This is a genomic window from Halorubrum hochsteinianum (genome assembly GCF_023702125.1).
Lineage (GTDB): Archaea > Halobacteriota > Halobacteria > Halobacteriales > Haloferacaceae > Halorubrum > Halorubrum hochsteinianum.
Window position 1 is genome coordinate 220715 of sequence record NZ_CP098415.1, and the last position, 16824, is coordinate 237538.

Sequence of the window (16824 nt, forward strand, 5' to 3'; positions counted from 1 at the left end):
GGTGAGTGATGTCATGGATATCCGTTATTGGGACCTCCGTTCGCGCGTACAAATACCCTTCGACGCGTCCTCCTCTCCCCCGTCATCCCGGCGTCTCCGTCCCACTCGACCCCCGGCTTCCACCCCGTCGGCCCGCCGTCTTCGTCGTCGCCGACCGGCGCGCGTTCCCCCTCTCCACGACGGCCCGCGCCGGGGTTCCAGCGGACCGGTTCGAGGGGGAGATCCGCGCGCGAAACCGGCACCTTCGCCGCCGACCCTCCGGTCTGCTACACAAGAGATAAGTGTACCATCGCTAAGGGAGATACAAGAGCAGACAGACGAACATGATAGATCCAGTTATCCTACAACAGGGGAGCGACTGGCGCGCACAGGCGGAGGTCTTCGACGAGATCTTCTTCGTCTTCCTCGCGCTCGGCACTCTCGTCGGCACCATCGTCGTGGCGTACACGCTGTGGAACGTGTACAAGTACCGCGACGACGGCGACCGGTCGGACGAGAAGTTCGACGCGCCGACTGTCGGCGAGCTCCCGACGGGACAGGGCGGTCCGAAAGCGAAGAAGCTCTTCCTCTCGTTCGGGTTGAGCGCCATCGTCGTCATCAGCCTCGTCGTGTACGCGTACGGGCTCCTCCTCTACGTCGAGGACGGACCGAGCGTCCAGGACGACGGCGACATCGAGATCCTCGTCGAGGGACAGCAGTACGGCTGGGTGTACGAGTACCCGAACGGCCACACCGAACGGGGTGAACTGATCGTCCCGGCCGATCAGCGGATCGACATCAACGTGACATCACAAGACGTCTGGCACAACTTCGGTTCGTCTGAGTTGCGGATAAAGTCGGACGCGATCCCCGGAGAGTACAACGAGAACTGGTTCTCGGTGAGCTCCGAGGAAGTCGAGGCGCAGGGCGGCGAGGCGACGTACACCGTCGAGTGCTTCGAGCTGTGCGGTCCGGGCCACTCCGCGATGAAGGGTCAGATCACGGTCATCCCGGAAGACGAGTGGGAGGAGTGGTACGCGGACACCGGTGAGGACTCCGAGAGCGAGAGCATCGAGAGCGCCGGCGTGACGTTCGACGCGTCCGCCGCCAGCGGGGTGAGCGCATGAGCGAGCTCCCGCCGACGACCTCCGTCAAGCGGTGGCTCGTCACGACCAACCACAAGGACATCGGTATCCTGTATACGATCACCGCGCTGTTCTTCCTGCTGTTCGGCGGCGTGATGGCGCTGCTCATCCGCCTCCAGCTGTGGGACCCGACGAGCCAGATCCTCTCCGGGCTGGCGTACAACGAGGCCGTCACCGCCCACGGGCTGATCATGGTGTTCTGGTTCCTCTCGCCGTTCGCGTTCGGGTTCGCGAACTACTTCGTGCCGCTCCAGATCGGCGCGGACGACCTCGCGTTCCCGCGGCTCAACGCGGTGTCCTACTGGCTGTACCTGTTCTCGGGCGTCCTGCTCGCGATCAGCTTCTTCCAGGGCGGCACGCTCTCCGCGGGGTGGACGATATACGCCCCACTTAACGTGCCCATGTACACGCCGAGCATCGGGTCGACCGGCGCGGTGCTCGCGCTCGCGATGTTCGTCACCGGCACGACAGCGTCGACGGTGAACTTCCTCACGTCCATCCACCACTCCCGCGCCGAGGGGATGGGGATCATGGACATGCCGATGTTCACCTGGTCGATGCTCACCACCGTGTGGATGATGCTGTTCGCGTTCGCCGCGCTGCTCGCGGTCGGGCTCATCCTCTCGGCCGACCGCGTCCTCGGCAGCGTCTACTTCTCGGCGACCGAGGGGGGATCCCTGCTGTGGGGCCACCTGTTCTGGTTCTTCGGTCACCCCGAGGTGTACATCGTGTTCTTCCCGGCGCTCGGCGTCATGTTGGAGCTGTTCCAGACGTTCTCCGGGCGGCGGCTGGTCGGGCGGAAGTGGGTCATCATCGCCATCTGCCTGATCGCCGTTCAGTCGTTCCTCGTGTGGATGCACCACATGTTCCTGACGACGATCAACCTGGAGATCAAGACGCTGATGATGGCGACGACCATCGGGATCTCGCTCCCCTTCGACCTGGTCGTCTTCGCGCTGATCTACACGCTGATCAAGGGGCGGATCCAGTTCACGACGCCGTTCCTCTTCGCGTTCGGCGCGCTGCTGCTGTTCATCCTCGGCGGCATTACGGGCGTCTTCCTCGGTGCCATCGTGCTCGACTACGAGTTCCGCGGCACCTACTGGGTGGTCGCGCACTTCCACTACGTGATGTTCGGCGGGGCCACGGCGCTGTTCGGCGGGGCCTACTACTGGTTCCCGAAGATAACGGGGAAGATGTACGACGAGTTCCTCGGGAAGCTCCACTTCGTGGTGTTCTTCCTCGGGTTCAACGCCGTCTACTTCTCCATGTTCCTCGGCTGGGAGACTCCCCGCCGAGTGTTCGAGTACAACCCCGAGTTCCAGATCTACCACCAGTTCGGGACGATCGGGGCGTTCGTGCTCGGACTGTCCTTCTTTATCATGTTCTACAACTTCGCGAAGTCCTACGTCTCCGGCGGGCCGGCCGGAGACAACCCGTGGGACTACTCGCGGACGGCGGAGTGGGCGGTCTCGTCGCCCCCGCCGCTCGAGAACTGGCCGAACCGGCCGTCGTACGCCTCCGGGAAACTGGAGTTCGTGAAAGACTACGTGCCGGACGGCGGTCCCGCGATGAAGACCGACGACAACGGCGACGTCGCCACCGACGGCGGCGACAGCCACTCCGCGCACATCTCCGAGTACCCCTACTGGGACAAGCACCCGAGCCACGCGAGCATCTGGCCGTTCGCGCTCTCGCTGGCGCTCCTGGTCACGCTGTTCGGCTTCTCCGGCTTCGCCGACGCGGTCACCGTCGTGCTGGGCGAAAGCGCCATGCAAAGCGAGGTCAACATCTCGAACCCGATCTACCCGACTGCGATCGTGGTCGGGCTCGTCGGACTCCTCTACACCGGCGTCAAGTGGGGCCTAGAAGACTTCTACGCCCCGCCGACCGAGTTCGCCGAGCGCTGGCCGTTCAACGGCGTCGAGAAGGTGAAGCTGGGGATGTGGTTCTTCCTGGCGTCCGACGTGATCGTCTTCGGCGCGTTCATCTCCGCGGCCGTCTTCGTCCGCTACAACGCGGGCTGGATGACGTGGGAGCCGCTGACCGAGTCGCTGCCGGGGCTGATCAACACGTTCGTCCTGATCACGTCCTCGTTCACCGTCATCCTCGCGCTGGTCGCGGCGCGCCGGAAGAGCAGGCAGGGAGTCCTCGCGACGCTCGGCACGACCATCCTGCTCGGGTTCACCTTCATGGCGATCAAGCTGTGGGAGTGGAACCACGAGATATTCGACCGCGGCGTCACCATCGGCGCGAACGCCCACGGTGACCCGATCCAGGCGTCGATCTACTACGTCACGACCGGGCTCCACGGGATCCACGTCCTGCTCGGCTTAGTGATCGCCATCTTCCTGTTCGTCAGGGTGTACCAAGGTCACTACCTCGACGACGAGCGGCCGATCGAGTACTTCGGCCTCTACTGGCACTTCGTCGACATCGTCTGGGTGTTCATCTTCCCGCTGTTCTACCTCTTCTGAGGGGATCAGCGGTCCCGTTTTCCCGTCGCCGTTTCCGTTTCGTACTTTCTCGTCTTCCGCGTCACGACCCGCCTTCTCCGCCCAGCGGCTCCGCGCACCACTGACAGAAGTCGACCGTCGGGTCCGTCTCCTTCCCGCACTCCGGACAGCGCACGGTTCCATCGGCCTCGGCGTCCGCGGTTGCGTCCGCCGACGCCTCGTCGGGGTCGCCGTCGACGCCGACCGACGCCCCCGGAGCGCCGGCCGCGCGGGCCGCGTCGCGCTCCCGCTCGTACTCGCGGTTGTTCCTGTGAGCCGCGACGTACGCGTCGATCACGCTGGCTCCGACGACCGCCGCGGCGGGCGCGACGTCGCGGACCGGCGGCGGGTTCCCGGAGAACGCCGCGGTGACCGTGCCGTCGGGGACGAACAGGAAGACGGCCGCGGCCACCGCCAGATACCAGCCGAGCGCGCGGGCCCACCGGCGGAGGTACGCGTGGCCGAGTCCGGTGACGAGGAGCGCGAGCAGGGCGGCGAGCCACGGTCGCCGCAGCGAGCGGTCGGACATGTGCCGCCCTACACGCTCCCGCCCCGAGAAGCTATCTCTCTCTCGGCGCGTCGTCGCCGCTCCTCTCGGAGCGTTTATGTGGCGGACGCGCCGAACTCGGGTATGTTCGGCGTTCCGCTCGGCGAGTTCCTCTCCGGGGTCGCGGTCGCGGTGTTCGGCGTCGGGACCTGGGGTATCGGCCTCGGCGTCGCGTACCTCCTGTACCGCCGATGGCGCGGCGGCGGCCCCCGAGGCGACGAGTAGGCCCCGGCCTCCGGCCGACTCGCCTTCCGATTCGGCCACGCTTTTCACCTCGCTCGTCCGATGTCGGGTATGACCGATACCGCGCTCGTTATCGGCGGGACCCGATTCATCGGCCGCCACACGGTCGACGAACTGCTGGCACACGACTACGAGGTCGCGATATTCAACCGGGGCAACCACGAGGACCCCTTCGCGGAGGACGACCGCGTGACCCACGTCGAGGGCGACCGGAAAGACGAGACCGCGCTGCGCGCCGCGAAGCTGTCGGTCGAGCCGGATGTCGTGATCGACTGCGTCGCGTATCAGCCGGCCGACGTGGAGGCCGCCACGGAGATCTTCGCCGACGTCGACGGCTACGTGTACATCTCGTCGGGCTCCAGCTACGCCGCCGAGGAGATCCCCAAGCGGGAGGGCGAGACGCCGCTGGAGCCCTGTACCGACGAGCAGGCGACCGACGACTCTCACGAGACGTACGGTAACCGGAAGGCCGAGGGCGACCGCGCGGTGTTCGCGGCCGCCGAGGAGGGCGTGGCGGCGATGGCCGTCCGCCCGTGTATCGTCTACGGGCCGCACGACTACACGGAGCGGCTCGACTACTGGATCGACCGCGTGCTCACGCACGACCGCCTCGTGATCCCCGGCGACGGACAGAACCTCTGGCACCGGGCGTACGTCGAGGACGTCGCGAGCGCGCTCCGGATCGTCGCCGAGCGCGGAGAGCCGGGCGCGGCGTACAACGTCGGCGACAGGCGCGCGCTCACCCTGCGCGAGACGGTGGAGACCATCGCCGACGCGGCGGGCGTCGAGGCCGAGGTCGTGGCGGCGAGCGACGACGCGCTCGCGGCCGGCGGTCTCGAACCCGACGACTTCACGCTCTACCGCGAGTACCCGCACCTGCTCGACACCTGTGCGCTCGCGGACCTCGGCTGGGAGTCGACGCCGATCGACGAGTCGATGGCGCGGACCGTCGAGGAACACCGCGAGTCCGACCGCGACGGGAGCGAGTGGGATCCCGGCCGCGAGGCCGAGGAGCGGGTCCTCGGCGTCATGGACACGCTCTGAGGCGACCGGATCGTCCCGGGGAACGCGCCGGAGTCAGTACGCCGCGTCCCAGCGCGTCGGCTTCCGGCGGTTCCCGCAGTCGCGGCACTCCATCCGGTCCATCGTGTCGATCGCGACGTCGGTCCCCTCGCAGTTGCCACAGAGGTAGCCGTACCGCTGCCCGTGGTCGGGGTCGGCGTACGCGACGTAGAAGGGCGCTCGCGACCCGCGGTCGCTCTCGTCGAACGCGACGTGGACCGTGTCCCCCGCCTCGGTCTCGTAGACGGCCTCGGAGATGCCGGTGAGGCGGCCGACCTGCTTGCGGTACTCCCGTTCCGCGAACGTTTCCCCGCCGATGTCGACGTCGCGTTCGCCCGTGAGTTCGTACCCCTCTCGCTCGTAGAACTCCGTGCCCGCCTCGTTGTCGACGAGGACGCGGGCCTCGATCCGGTCGACCTCCGCCGAGCGGAGGCCGGACTCGACGTGTTCGAGCAGCGCGGAGCCGATCCCGGATTCCCGGTGGTCGGGGTGGACGTGGAGCCAGTCGATCTCGCCGACGCGTTCCCGGCGACCGACGACGTAGCTCTCCGCGAAGCCGACGACGACCCCGTCCACGAGGGCGACGGGGAACACCGCGTCGTCGTCGGTGACGTCGTCCCCGAGGTCGCCGGCGTCGTACCACTCCTCGACGGCCTCGTCCAGCAGTTCCTCGTCGACGGCGTGTCCGTAGGACGCCACGAGCGATTCGCGGGCGACCGACCGGACCGCGTCGATGTCGGCGGCGGTTGCGGCGCGTAGGTCCATGCGGGTAGGTCTCACTCCGACTACAAAAAACTCGGTCGCCGTTCTCAGGCGGTGTTCAGATAAGGTTTGAAAGGTGAGGCGGTGCGTTTTCAAAGTGATCTATGCCCGAAAACGACCGCCTCAGCGGCTGTTTAGACGAGATCAACTTAGAGTTTGTGGAGCGAGAGGCAACACCGAAACTGTTGATGAAGCTCAGTATTCAGCTCCATTTGTCTGGACTGTCGCTTTCGAATACTGTTTCATTTCTTGAAGTATTCGGTGTTGATCGAGTTCGATCCACCGTTCATAACTGGGTACACAAAGCCGATCTACAGCCGGAAGCTGGTCGGAGCCCGAATCACGTTGCGGTTGACGAGACTGTGATTCAGCTCGATGATGAACAATACTGGCTGTACGCTGCTGTCGATCCTCAGTCAAACGATTTGCTACATACAAAGCTTGAGCCAACAAGAACGAACGTGATCGCAGATCAGTTCTTCACGGAACTCCGCGACAAACACGACGTAGATGACGCGATCTTTCTCGTTGATGGTGCGGTTCCACTCCACCGAGCTTGTGACAAACACGGCCTCGATTTCAGATACGAACGACATGGAAATCGAAACAGCGTCGAACGTGTTTTTCGTGAGATAAAACGCAGAACTACCAGTTTCTCAAACTGTTTTAGCAACGCCAAAGCAGAAACAGCAAACGAGTGGCTCAGATCGTTCGCCTTCGCATGGAATCAGCTTATCTGAACACTGCCGTGGCGTTCAGAGACGGAATCAGATCAAAATCGGATGACGCGTCGGATTTTCCGCATCTCACCACGAGGGAGGCGAGAAGCCGGCGTCTTCGAGGATGGGTTTCCACCGCTTCTGGACCGACAGTCGGGAGACGTCCATCGCGTCGGCGACGGCGGACTGCGAGCGCTCCTCGCCGCGGATCAGCCCGGCGGCGTAGAGGCTGGCGGCGGCGGCGACGCGCTTGCCGCGGTCGTCGTCGGGCGCGCGAGAGAGGAACAGGTCGACCGCGGTCGAGCGCGTCTCCTCGTCGAGATCGAGCGCGGCGCACGCCTCGTCGAGGAGTTCGATCCACGCCTCGTTGTCCACCCGGTCGCTCGCTCGGTACACGGGCACCGGTAGTCGAGGGAGGCATATAACGGCCGCGTCCGTCGGGTCGCGTGCGCCGGCGTCGGCCGCGCGGTCCGCCACTTTGGAGTCGCCCCCGCGTCCGCCGCCCTGAAGTCGCCCGCGCACGTAGCGCGCGTATGTCGACGCAGACGTGGGACGAGACGCGGGTCCGGGCGCTTCACGACGACCTCGTGTCGCTGTACGAGCCGGTCGACCGGGTGGCCGAGCACGGCGCGGACCCGACCGCCGAGCCGGGGGAGGGCGTCCGCCAGCTGGTGACGACGATCCTCTCGCAGAACGTCGCCGACGAGAACACGGCCCGTGCGTCCGAGGCGCTGTTCGAGCGGTACGACGACTTCGCGGCGATCGAGGCCGCCGACCACGAGGAGCTTCGCGAGACGATCCGCGTGGCGGGGCTCCCCGACCAGAAGGCCGCCCGGATCCAGCGCGCGCTGACCGCGATCCGGGAGGAGACGGGCGGCGCGTACTCGCTGGCGTTCCTCGACGCCATGGCGACCGACGACGCGAAGGCGTGGCTCACGGAGATCAAAGGCGTCGGCCCGAAGACCGCCAGCGTCGTCTTGAACTTCCACTTCGGCAAGCCGACGATGGCGGTCGACACCCACGTCGAGCGCGTCTCGAAGCGGTTCGGGCTGGTCCCCGAGTCGGCGTCGAACGGGCGGGCCCACGAGGTGTTAGACGAGCAGGTTCCCGACGAACTGATCTACCCGCTCCACGTCCTCCTGATCCGCCACGGTCGCGAGCACTGTTCGGCCCGGAACCCCGACTGCGACAACCCGGTCTGCGAAGCGTACTGCGACTGCGAGGGCTGTTGATACAGAGTACCAGAATCGATTGATGGAGATTTAGGAGTGAATTCTGATGCTAGCTTGGTGGCGACCACCTCCAAAGCCCCACCCCACACCACCGCAGCCGCACCTCACGCCTCCCCAGCCTCGTCGACCGGTCTCCGCTTCGCTCCGACCGGTCGACTCCCTCGCGCGTGCTCCTCACGCCCTTCGGGCGTTCGGAGGCACGCGCCACCGCAGGACTCGCGTCGACGCTGACGGTCCGTCAGGTTCTTGACTCGGTTTCGCCTACGCTGGTCTGCGCGCGGGTTGCCGAGCCAGGCCAAAGGCGTAGCGCTTAGGACGCTATCCCGTAGGGGTCCGCCGGTTCGAATCCGGTCCCGCGCATGCTTCTCCGAGCACTACGCGAGGAGAAGCATCTCCGCAGGGATTCGAACCCTGTCAGTCGCAGCCCGGGAAGCGAGCGGAGCGAGCGACCCGGAACGTCTGACTCCGGTTCAAATCCGGTCCCGCGCACTAAGCGAAGGGGCGTAGCGACTGAGCGAGGGAGCAGGAGCGGATTTGTAGCCCAGAGGACGAGCGGAGCGAGTCCTCGCGGTTCGAATCCCGCCCCGCGCATTCTGCGGCGAGCGATCCGTGAGCCGCAGAAACGCGCTACGGACTCGAAGCAGGGAACGGAGCGAAGCGGAGTGACTGAGGGTCGAATCCGGCCCGACGCGCACTGTCTCGAACGGACGTGAAGGGTCCTGAGGGGGCGGTCAGTTGTTGCGGGGGCCGGGGAGTTCCTCGAGCGCCTGAGCGAGTTCCGCGCGGTCGGGAACGACGTAGATGTGACACTGGGTCTCCTCGCTCCCGATCTCGATCGCCGAGTCGATGGCGAACGCGTAGTCCTGGTCGTCGGCGAGCCGGGCGATCACCGACCGCATGATCGCTTCGCCGCTGTCGCGGACGTACTCGGGCGGCGAGTGTTCGATGGTCGATTCGAGCATGTTCGCCCATCCGTCGATGAACCCGCTGGTGAGGATGTTGCCGAGCTCCTCTATCGCGGCCTTCACGGTCGCGTCGTCGAGGTCCGCGGCGTCGCCGGGCGTCATCGCCTCGGCGACCGACTGACCGGACCGAACGTCGAAAAGCAGGAGGAAGTACCCGCCGGGGAGCCCGTTCATCTCGAACAGCGACCCGATGTGGGTCCGCTGCCCGAGGTCCGCGGCGATCTCCGACAGAGAGAGGAACCGGAGCTGACTCACGTCGACGTCGGTGGGGAGACCGGTCAGCATGCCGAGCTGGTCCGACGCTCGCTCGGCGCTCTCCTTCGCGAAGTCGTTGAACAGGGTGAGCTTCTCCACCGGGACCGTCTGGCTGTTGGACTGCCCCGCGAGGAGGGTGACGAACTCCTCGTATTCGGGGATCAGGTACATCGGGACCGACAGGTCGACGTCCGTCGCAGTGAGCCGGCTCTCGAAGAGGAAGACGCCGTCCTCGCTCGCCTCGCGGCGCGTCAGCCGCGGGAGGATCCGCATGCCCGCCGCCTCGAGGTACGTCGGTGGCGTCATGTTGACCTCGACGCCGAGGTGGTCGGCCCACCCGTCGACGAAGCCGCCGACCATGATGTTGCCCAGTTCGGCGAACGCGCTCCCCGCCATCGACGCGTTGCCGGTCGCACCGGGGATCTGTTGCCGGAGCTGGTTCGCCGAACTCGGCTCGAAGATCAACACCGTCTCGCCGGAGAGTCCCCCTTCGAGTCCGACCTGAACGCCGATGTACTGCTGGCCGGCGAAGATCGCTTCGAGGTCGTCCTCGGTCACGAGTCCGGCCCCGGTGCGCTCGTCGCGGAAGCGAAGCCCGGTGAGCTGTGACAGCGACCGCGCGGCCTGACGAGCGCCCTGAGACGCGAGGTGGTTGAACTGTTCGAGCTGATTGATGTCGATCCTCATTGGTGGTCCGCGCGGTGTCGGGAAGGGCGGTGAGTGACGCCGGAGCTTCGATCGGGCGGCCGAGGGCGAGACGAGCGCATGCGTGGTTTCAGAGCCGAGATCCTATTAACGGACTGGATTCGGCGGTCGCGGTCCGCGGTCTGCGGTCCGCGGTACGGCGGGGCGACGAGGCGCTCACGCCGGGCCGTCGTCGACGAACCGCTCCGGAACCAGCCGCCGGAGGAGCCGCGACCGAGTCACGGGGAGGCCGCTGACGAGGAGGAAGCCGGCGAAGATGACGCCGAACCCGGCCAGCGACTGTGCCGAGAGCGTCTCTTCGAGCAGCGCCCAGCCCCCGACCGCGGAGACGACGGGAACGAAGTAGAACAGCAGGTTCGCGCGCGTCGCGTCGGTCTCGTCTATGAGCGCGAAGTACGCGATGTACGCGAGCGCACCGGAGAAGACGCCGACGTACAGCAGCGCCGCGAGCGCGACGGGCGGCACCGACAGCCCGGGGACCGGCTCCCCGACGCCGAGGCTCAGCGCGTGCGAGAGGACGGCCGCCAGCGGGACGCCCCAGACGGTCCGGGCCGTGCTCGACAGCGTCGCGTCCGCGCGCCGTATCAGCACCGCCCCGAGCGCGCTCGCCACGGCGGCCGCGGCCAGGAGCGGAACGCCGGGCCCGCCACCCAACAGCGCGGCGGGATCGGGGTCGGCGACGAGCGCGACGCCGAACAGGCCGAGGGCCATGCCGGCGTATCCGCGGGCCGAAAGGCCGTCCTCGCTGAGGAGGAGCGCCGCGAAGACCGGCGTCAGGATCGGGTTCAGGCTGAAGACGACGGCGGCCACGCCGCTCGTCACGTACTGCTGCCCGACGAACAGCAGCGCGTTCGTCAGCCCGATGACGACCACCCCGGTCGCGACGATGCCGACGACGTCCCCGCGGGTGCGGGGACGCAGCTCCGCTCGCGAGAGCCGCGTCGCCGCGAACGCCGCCAAGACGACTGCCCCGATGTCGAATCGGACGGCGACGAAGAACAGCGGCGGAAGGTGGGCCAGCCCCGCCTTCGCAGCGACGAAGGTACCGCCGAAGAGCAGGGCCGAGACGAGGAACAACAGGCCCGTGCGTCGGGAGAACACGTTACCGCAACACCTCGGCCACAGCGCCGTACGAACGATCAGGTTGGGTAGTCGTTCTCGCCACGAACGGGCCTACGAGTCGGACACGGATAACGGAATCCGGAAAACATTCCGCGCCGATAAACCGTCGACGCGTCGTGATGATCGTTCACGGCGTGAAACGCGGGCCACGAGCGAAGCCGGTTTATCTCGGTGGCCGCTGGATCGCGTATGGAGGCCCCGCTCGAGGAGATCGAGTTTCTCGCCCGCTCGACGAACCGTGTCGAGGTGCTACAGTTGCTGGCGTCGGGGGCGCAGACGCGGCGCGACCTCGCGGCGGCGACCGGCGCGTCGCAGGCGACGCTGGGGCGAATCCTCGAAGACTTCACGGAGCGATCGTGGGTCAGCCGCGACGGGGGTGCGTACGTCGCGACCGCGACCGGAGAGCTCGTGGCCGACGGCATCGAGGAACTGGTCTCCGTCCTCGAAACGGAGGCCAAACTGCGGGACGTCGTGGCGTACCTACCGGCGGCGGAACTCGGGTTCGACCTCCGGCGTCTCGCCGACGCGACCGTCACGATGCCGAGTCGAACGCGCCCCAGCGCGCCGCTCCAGCGCGTCCTCGACGCGATGGCCGACGCGCGAACGCTGCGCGCGTTCTCGCACACGCTCAACGAGCAGAGCCTCGCGACGGCCCGCGAAACGGTGGCCGCGGGCGACCAGACGTTCGAGGCGGTACTCTCGACCGACGCGATCGAGGCGCTCGCCGACGACGACGGCCTCTGGGCGGACCTCCGAGCGCTCGCCGCGAGCGACGACGCGGAGATACGCGTCCGCCGAGAGGAGGTCCCGGTGGCGGTCACCGTCGCGGACGGGACCGTCTACCTCCTCGTCCGCGACGACGCCGGCATCCTCCGAGCGTCGCTCCACACCGACGACCCGGCGGTCCGCGAGTGGGCGGAAGGGGCCTTCTCCGGCTACTGGGACTCGGCGATCCCGTTCGATCCGACGGCCTTCAGGGAGTGAGTCGGCGGGCCGACGGGCCGCCTCGCCGGCCGACCGCGTGCCGTCCGGGGCGGGGAGAACACCGCTGTGATCCCGGGCAAAACGCACTTAGCCGCGGTCCGCGTATCGGTAGTGATGCCCCTTCGTGACGCGGAGTTAGAGGTAGAAACGTGGCGATTTCGGGAGCGCGAGCTGCCGCGCGTCCCGCCGGCGGGCTGGGCGACGACCGACCGGCTTCGCGAAGCGGTGTGCCTGGCGGTAGCGTGCTCTGTCGACGGCGTCGAGCGCGTCGACCCGTTCGCGGGACCGGCGACCGAACGCGAGCGGTTCGACGCTACCGTGACCGCGGAGTCGGTCGATCACGACCTCGTCCGGCTGGTGACCCCGGCGTCGGACCGCCCGGAGGGGGAAGCGGACGCCAAGCGGGAGTCGTTCGGCGAGTCGACGGAGCAGTTCGACCTGGACGAGGCGCTCGACCGGCTCTGACGACCCGTGAACGGCGGCACGGCGTCGCCGGACGGACGGCCGTTCGGTCTCGGTCGCTACTCGTCGTCCGGACTCGACACCCGCACCACCTGCTTGCCGATGTTGTCGCCGGAGAAGAGACCGAGGAAGGCGTCGGGCGCGTTCTCCAGCCCCTCCACGACCGTCTCGCAGTGTTCGAGCTCACCGGTCGCGACCCACCGGCCGAGCTGTTCGCTCGCCTCGCCGAAGCGCGTCGCGAAGTCGCCGACGAGCAGCCCCTCGATTCTGGCCCGCACGGGGATGATCTGCGGGAGCTTCCGCGGCCCGGTCGGGACGCCCTCTTCGTTGTAGTGGGCGATCTGGCCGCAGACCGCGACCCGCGCGTCGAGGTTCAGCTGCGTGAACACGGCGTCGGTGATCGGGCCGCCGACGTTGTCGAAGTACACGTCGACGCCGTCGGGCGCGGCCTCGGCGAGCGCGGCGCGGTAGTCGTCGGTCGCCTTGTAGTTGATCGCGGCGTCGAAGCCGAGGTCGTCGGTGAGCCAGTCGGTCTTCTCGTCGCTGCCGGCGAAGCCGACGACGCGACAGCCGTTGCGCTTGGCGATCTGTCCGACGACCGAGCCGACCGCACCCGCCGCGCCGGAGACGACGACCGTGTCGCCGGGCTTGGGTTGCCCGACCTCCAGCAGCCCGAAGTAGGCGGTTCGACCGGGCATGCCGAGCACGCCGAGGTACGCCTCCGGGTCGGCAATCGTCGGGTCGACGGGCGCGACGTCGTCGGCGTCGAGAGTCGCGTAGTCGGCCCACTTCCCCTCGCCGGTCACGAGGTCGCCCGCGTCGTACGCGTCGCTCTCGCTCTCGACCACTTCGCCGACGACGCCGCCCTTGAGCGCGTCGCCCACGTCCCACGGCTCCGCGTAGGACTCGACGTCGCGCATCCGGCCGCGCATGTACGGGTCGACCGAGAGGTATCGGATCCGGACGAGGAGTTCGCCGGGGTCGGGCGTCGGCACGTCCGTCTCGCGCAGTTCGAAGCTGTCCGTGTCCGGTTCGCCGTCGGGCCGTTCGGCGAGAAGCCACTCGCGGTTGGTGTTCGTCACGGTCCCCCTTGCGCCATCGAACCCAATAGGGTTTGGACCCCAGCAGCCGCAGTGGGGATCCAAAAGTCGGGGGCGTCGCCACTGTGGGGCCGTCACCGCCGTAGGGCCGTCACCGCAGCGGACTACTCGCCAGCGAGCGGGATCCGCAGTCGACCGTCGGTCAGTTCCCCGTCGGTCCCTCGGACCTCGGTGTCGTACGGGGCGGAGCGCTCGGCGACGGCGTCGCGGACCCACGCCGCGACCTCGCCGTCCGCCAGCGCCGCGGTCTCGTCGTCGATCGCGGTCGGGACCACGTCGAGGGCCGCGAGGCCGCCGTCGCGGACGACGAGTTCGAAGAGCGCGCTCCGCTTGTTGCGGACGCCCTCGCGGTCGACGTAGTCGAGGTAGTCGTCGACGAAGTCGCCCGCGTCGTAGAGGATCGGCCGGCCCTCGTACACCTCGACGCCCTGAACGACGTGCGCGCTGTGGCCGTGGACCACGTCGACGCCCTGATCGACGAGCCACCGACCGAACCGCTCGTGGACCGCGCGGGGTTCGGTCTCCCAGTTTGCGCCCCAGTGAAGCGAGGCGACGACCAGGTCCGGGTCCCGGTCCGCGACGCGGTCGAGCACCTCGCCGACGAGGGCGCGGGTCTCGCGCACGGCGGGGTCGAGCCGGGCGAACGCGGTGCCGGGGTCCGCGTCCGTCGCCGCGAACGCCGTCGACCGGTCGGTGAGTCCGAACGCGGCGACGGTGAGGTCGCCGGCCTCGAACGTCGCGGGTTCGAGCGCCTCGTCGCGGGTCGCGCCCGCACCGGCGCGGGCGATGCCGGCGTCGGCGAGGTGCGTTCGCGTGTCACGGAGCGCGGGTTCCCGGTAGTCGAGGACGTGGTTGTTTGCGAGCGAGACGAACGACGCGCCCGCCGCCTCCAGCGCGGGCATCGCGAACGACGGGGGCGACCGGAAGTAGTAGGTCTTGTCGGGCCAGCGCTCGCCGCGGTCGGAGACGCAGCACTCAAGATTGCCGACGAGGGCGTCGAGGTCGCGGAGCCGCGGGAGCGTCGTGCCCCAGACGCCCGCGGGGTCGTCCGCGTCGGCCCAGCGGTCGGCGACGCTCCGACCGAGCATCAGGTCCCCGACGAGGCCGATCCGCGTCGCTTCGCCGTCGGCGACATCGGCGACATCCGCGTTCCTCTCGCCATCGTCGGAATCCGTCGGAGACGCCGCGCAGCCGGCGGTTCCGGCGACGCCAGCGACGCCCGAGGCGAGCAGCGCGCGGCGGGAGAGCATCGTCACGTGGTCTCGCCGAGCGCGACTTCAACGCTGCGAACGGGGAGACGGAACGAGACGTGACCGGCAGAACGACGGGGTCAGAGTGACGGAACCGCCGTGAGGAGAGGGCGCGCCCGACGCCGCGGTCACGCGACCGCGACGCCGTTGCGCGTGAGGTAGTCGCTCGCGGCCTTGATCTCCACCGGGCTGCCGATGATCCGGTACCGCTCCGGCAGTTCGACGACGGTGACGGTGAACCGGTCCTCGAGACACTCCCGGTGGCCCTCGAGCGCCGCGCGCGGGAGGACGATCTGCGTGCTGTCTCGAAGGCTCGACGGGTCTGGCATTCGGCGTGTCTGAGAGTTGCTCGTCGGCGATATAACCGTGTCGAAGTATCGGTGCGCCGACCACTCTCGCGGCGGGGATCCGCCGGTTCGCGGCCGGCCGCGGTCGACCGCGAACGCCGGGACCGCCGCGGCGAGCCGAAGGAACACCTTTAACGAGCCGACCGGCCGAGGAACGTGTAATGGGACTGGAGGAGGAGATCGAAGCCCTCCGCGAGGAGATCGCCGAGACGCCCTACAACAAGTCCACCGAGGCGCACATCGGGCGGCTGAAGGCGAAGCTCGCGGAGAAGAAAGAGAAGCTGGAGAACCAGTCCTCCGCCGGCGGCGGTCACGGCTACGCGGTCGAGAAGCACGGCGACGCCACGGTCGCGCTGGTCGGGTTCCCGAGCGTCGGCAAGTCCACCCTCATCAACGCCCTCACCAACGCCGACAGCGAGGTCGGCTCCTACGAGTTCACCACCCTCGACGTGAACCCGGGGATGCTGAAGTACCGCGGCGCGAACATCCAGATCCTCGACGTTCCGGGCCTGATCGAGGGTGCCGCGGGGGGCCGCGGGGGCGGCAAGGAGGTGCTCTCCGTCGTCCGGACGGCGGATCTGGTCGTGTTCATGCTCTCGGTGTTCGAGATCGAGCAGTACGACCGGCTCCGCGAGGAGCTGTACGCGACGAACATCCGCCTCGACAGCGAGCCGCCGAACATCAACATCCGCAAGACGCACAAGGACGGGCTGGGCGTGACGATGAGCGACGACGTGAGCTTAGACGAGGAGACCGTCAAGCAGGTGCTCCGCGAGTACGGCTACGTCAACGCGAAGGTCACCATCCCCCACGACCTCACCATCGACGAGCTCGTCGACGCCGTGATGGACAACCGGGTGTACCTCCCGTCGATGGTCTCGGTGAACAAGGCCGACCTCATCGACAAGAGCTACCTCCCGACCGTCAAAGAGGAGCTCCGCGACCGCGACCTCGACCCCGACGACGTGCTGTTCATCTCCGCCGAGAAGGGCCTCGGCCTCGACGGCCTCAAGGAGCGGCTCTGGGAGGAGCTGGGCGTCATCCGCATCTACATGGACAAGCCCGGACGGGGCGTCGACTACGAGGAGCCGCTCATCCTCTTCGAGGGCGACACCGTCGGCGACGCCTGCGAGAAGATCGGCGGCGAGTTCGACGAGCGGTTCAAGTTCGCGCGGGTGTCGGGCGAGAGCGCCAAACACGACGACCAGCAGGTCGGGAAGAGCCACGAACTCGCCGACGAGGACGTGTTGCGGATCGTCGCGAGAAAGTGACGTTCGTGTTTCTGTCGGCGGGCGATCGGTCGCGACTACTTCTGACGCCGTCACCGTTCAGCCATAAATTGTCGATAGCGGGTCGACGCCGAACACCGCCGAAGCCCCAGCCGCGACGGCTCGCGCGCCTTGCTGTGCGCCTCGCTCGTTCGCTTCGCTCACTCGCTGCGGTGCTTGCT

General features: G+C 67.7%; 17 protein-coding genes and 1 tRNA gene. 10 read left to right on the forward strand and 8 right to left on the reverse strand.

The window, feature by feature from the left end:
• The first annotated feature begins 323 nt into the window (after positions 1 to 323).
• Both coxB and NAF06_RS01155 read left to right on the forward strand, forming a co-directional pair.
• A complete protein-coding gene (coxB, locus tag NAF06_RS01150) occupies positions 324 to 1106 on the forward strand; it encodes a cytochrome c oxidase subunit II (RefSeq protein ID WP_008585822.1) in 783 nt (260 codons plus the stop codon).
• Entirely contained in the window at positions 1103 to 3601 is a 2499-nt protein-coding gene (locus tag NAF06_RS01155) for a cbb3-type cytochrome c oxidase subunit I (protein WP_008585821.1), read from the forward strand. Before coxB ends, NAF06_RS01155 begins: the two co-directional genes overlap by 4 nt.
• Positions 3602 to 3662: 61 nt before the next feature.
• Here NAF06_RS01155 and NAF06_RS01160 read toward each other — a convergent pair whose 3' ends face one another.
• Complete coding sequence (locus tag NAF06_RS01160; protein WP_008585820.1) at positions 3663 to 4148, reverse strand: DUF7575 domain-containing protein; 486 nt, start codon at positions 4146 to 4148, stop codon at positions 3663 to 3665.
• Positions 4149 to 4250: 102 nt separating this feature from the next.
• On the opposite strand from NAF06_RS01160, the gene NAF06_RS01165 reads away from it, so the two are divergent.
• Both NAF06_RS01165 and NAF06_RS01170 read left to right on the forward strand, forming a co-directional pair.
• A complete protein-coding gene (locus tag NAF06_RS01165; RefSeq protein ID WP_192813815.1) occupies positions 4251 to 4391 on the forward strand; it encodes a hypothetical protein in 141 nt (46 codons plus the stop codon).
• Positions 4392 to 4460: 69 nt separating this feature from the next.
• The gene (locus NAF06_RS01170) at positions 4461 to 5453 is read left to right on the forward strand and encodes an NAD-dependent epimerase/dehydratase family protein (RefSeq protein WP_008585819.1); all 993 of its coding nucleotides are present in this window, start codon (positions 4461 to 4463) and stop codon (positions 5451 to 5453) included.
• A 33-nt stretch (positions 5454 to 5486) separates the two neighbouring features.
• On the opposite strand, the gene NAF06_RS01175 is transcribed toward NAF06_RS01170, so the two are convergent.
• Entirely contained in the window at positions 5487 to 6236 is a 750-nt protein-coding gene (locus tag NAF06_RS01175) for a GNAT family N-acetyltransferase (RefSeq protein ID WP_008585818.1), read from the reverse strand.
• 101 nt (positions 6237 to 6337) lie between these two features.
• Here NAF06_RS01175 and NAF06_RS01180 point away from each other — a divergent pair, with 101 nt between their 5' ends.
• Complete coding sequence (locus NAF06_RS01180) at positions 6338 to 6973, forward strand: IS6 family transposase (protein WP_251106153.1); 636 nt, start codon at positions 6338 to 6340, stop codon at positions 6971 to 6973.
• 66 nt (positions 6974 to 7039) lie between these two features.
• On the opposite strand, the gene NAF06_RS01185 is transcribed toward NAF06_RS01180, so the two are convergent.
• Complete coding sequence (locus NAF06_RS01185; RefSeq protein ID WP_006628763.1) at positions 7040 to 7348, reverse strand: hypothetical protein; 309 nt, start codon at positions 7346 to 7348, stop codon at positions 7040 to 7042.
• A 137-nt stretch (positions 7349 to 7485) separates the two neighbouring features.
• On the opposite strand from NAF06_RS01185, the gene NAF06_RS01190 reads away from it, so the two are divergent.
• Both NAF06_RS01190 and NAF06_RS01195 read left to right on the forward strand, forming a co-directional pair.
• Positions 7486 to 8184: an endonuclease III domain-containing protein gene (locus NAF06_RS01190; RefSeq protein WP_008581344.1), complete on the forward strand. Its 699-nt coding sequence runs from the start codon at positions 7486 to 7488 to the stop codon at positions 8182 to 8184.
• Positions 8185 to 8459: 275 nt separating this feature from the next.
• Positions 8460 to 8544 (forward strand) — tRNA-Leu (locus NAF06_RS01195).
• A gap of 371 nt (positions 8545 to 8915) precedes the next feature.
• Here the strand turns inward: NAF06_RS01195 and NAF06_RS01200 are convergent.
• Together NAF06_RS01200 and NAF06_RS01205 are read right to left on the reverse strand one after the other, a co-directional pair.
• Positions 8916 to 10091 carry a chemotaxis protein CheC gene (locus tag NAF06_RS01200; protein WP_008581346.1) on the reverse strand — a complete coding sequence of 392 codons (1176 nt, stop codon included), beginning with the start codon at positions 10089 to 10091 and terminating at the stop codon, positions 8916 to 8918.
• Between the two features lie 174 nt (positions 10092 to 10265).
• The gene (locus tag NAF06_RS01205; protein ID WP_008581349.1) at positions 10266 to 11210 is read right to left on the reverse strand and encodes a DMT family transporter; all 945 of its coding nucleotides are present in this window, start codon (positions 11208 to 11210) and stop codon (positions 10266 to 10268) included.
• A 210-nt stretch (positions 11211 to 11420) separates the two neighbouring features.
• Between NAF06_RS01205 and NAF06_RS01210 the strand changes: the two genes are divergently transcribed.
• Positions 11421 to 12215 (forward strand): helix-turn-helix transcriptional regulator, encoded by a 795-nt coding sequence (locus NAF06_RS01210; protein WP_008581351.1) that lies wholly within the window; start codon positions 11421 to 11423, stop codon positions 12213 to 12215.
• Between the two features lie 114 nt (positions 12216 to 12329).
• Complete coding sequence (locus NAF06_RS01215; RefSeq protein WP_008581354.1) at positions 12330 to 12680, forward strand: hypothetical protein; 351 nt, start codon at positions 12330 to 12332, stop codon at positions 12678 to 12680.
• A 56-nt stretch (positions 12681 to 12736) separates the two neighbouring features.
• On the opposite strand, the gene NAF06_RS01220 is transcribed toward NAF06_RS01215, so the two are convergent.
• The 3 genes from NAF06_RS01220 to NAF06_RS01230 form a co-directional block, all read right to left on the reverse strand.
• Positions 12737 to 13759: an NADP-dependent oxidoreductase gene (locus NAF06_RS01220; RefSeq protein ID WP_008581356.1), complete on the reverse strand. Its 1023-nt coding sequence runs from the start codon at positions 13757 to 13759 to the stop codon at positions 12737 to 12739.
• A 122-nt stretch (positions 13760 to 13881) separates the two neighbouring features.
• On the reverse strand, positions 13882 to 15027 hold the full coding sequence (locus NAF06_RS01225; RefSeq protein WP_008581358.1) for a CapA family protein: 1146 nt from the start codon (positions 15025 to 15027) through the stop codon (positions 13882 to 13884).
• Positions 15028 to 15155: 128 nt separating this feature from the next.
• Positions 15156 to 15356: a VNG_1110C family protein gene (locus NAF06_RS01230; RefSeq protein WP_049908564.1), complete on the reverse strand. Its 201-nt coding sequence runs from the start codon at positions 15354 to 15356 to the stop codon at positions 15156 to 15158.
• A 179-nt stretch (positions 15357 to 15535) separates the two neighbouring features.
• On the opposite strand from NAF06_RS01230, the gene NAF06_RS01235 reads away from it, so the two are divergent.
• On the forward strand, positions 15536 to 16645 hold the full coding sequence (locus tag NAF06_RS01235; protein WP_008581362.1) for an OBG GTPase family GTP-binding protein: 1110 nt from the start codon (positions 15536 to 15538) through the stop codon (positions 16643 to 16645).
• Positions 16646 to 16824: the final 179 nt, after the last annotated feature.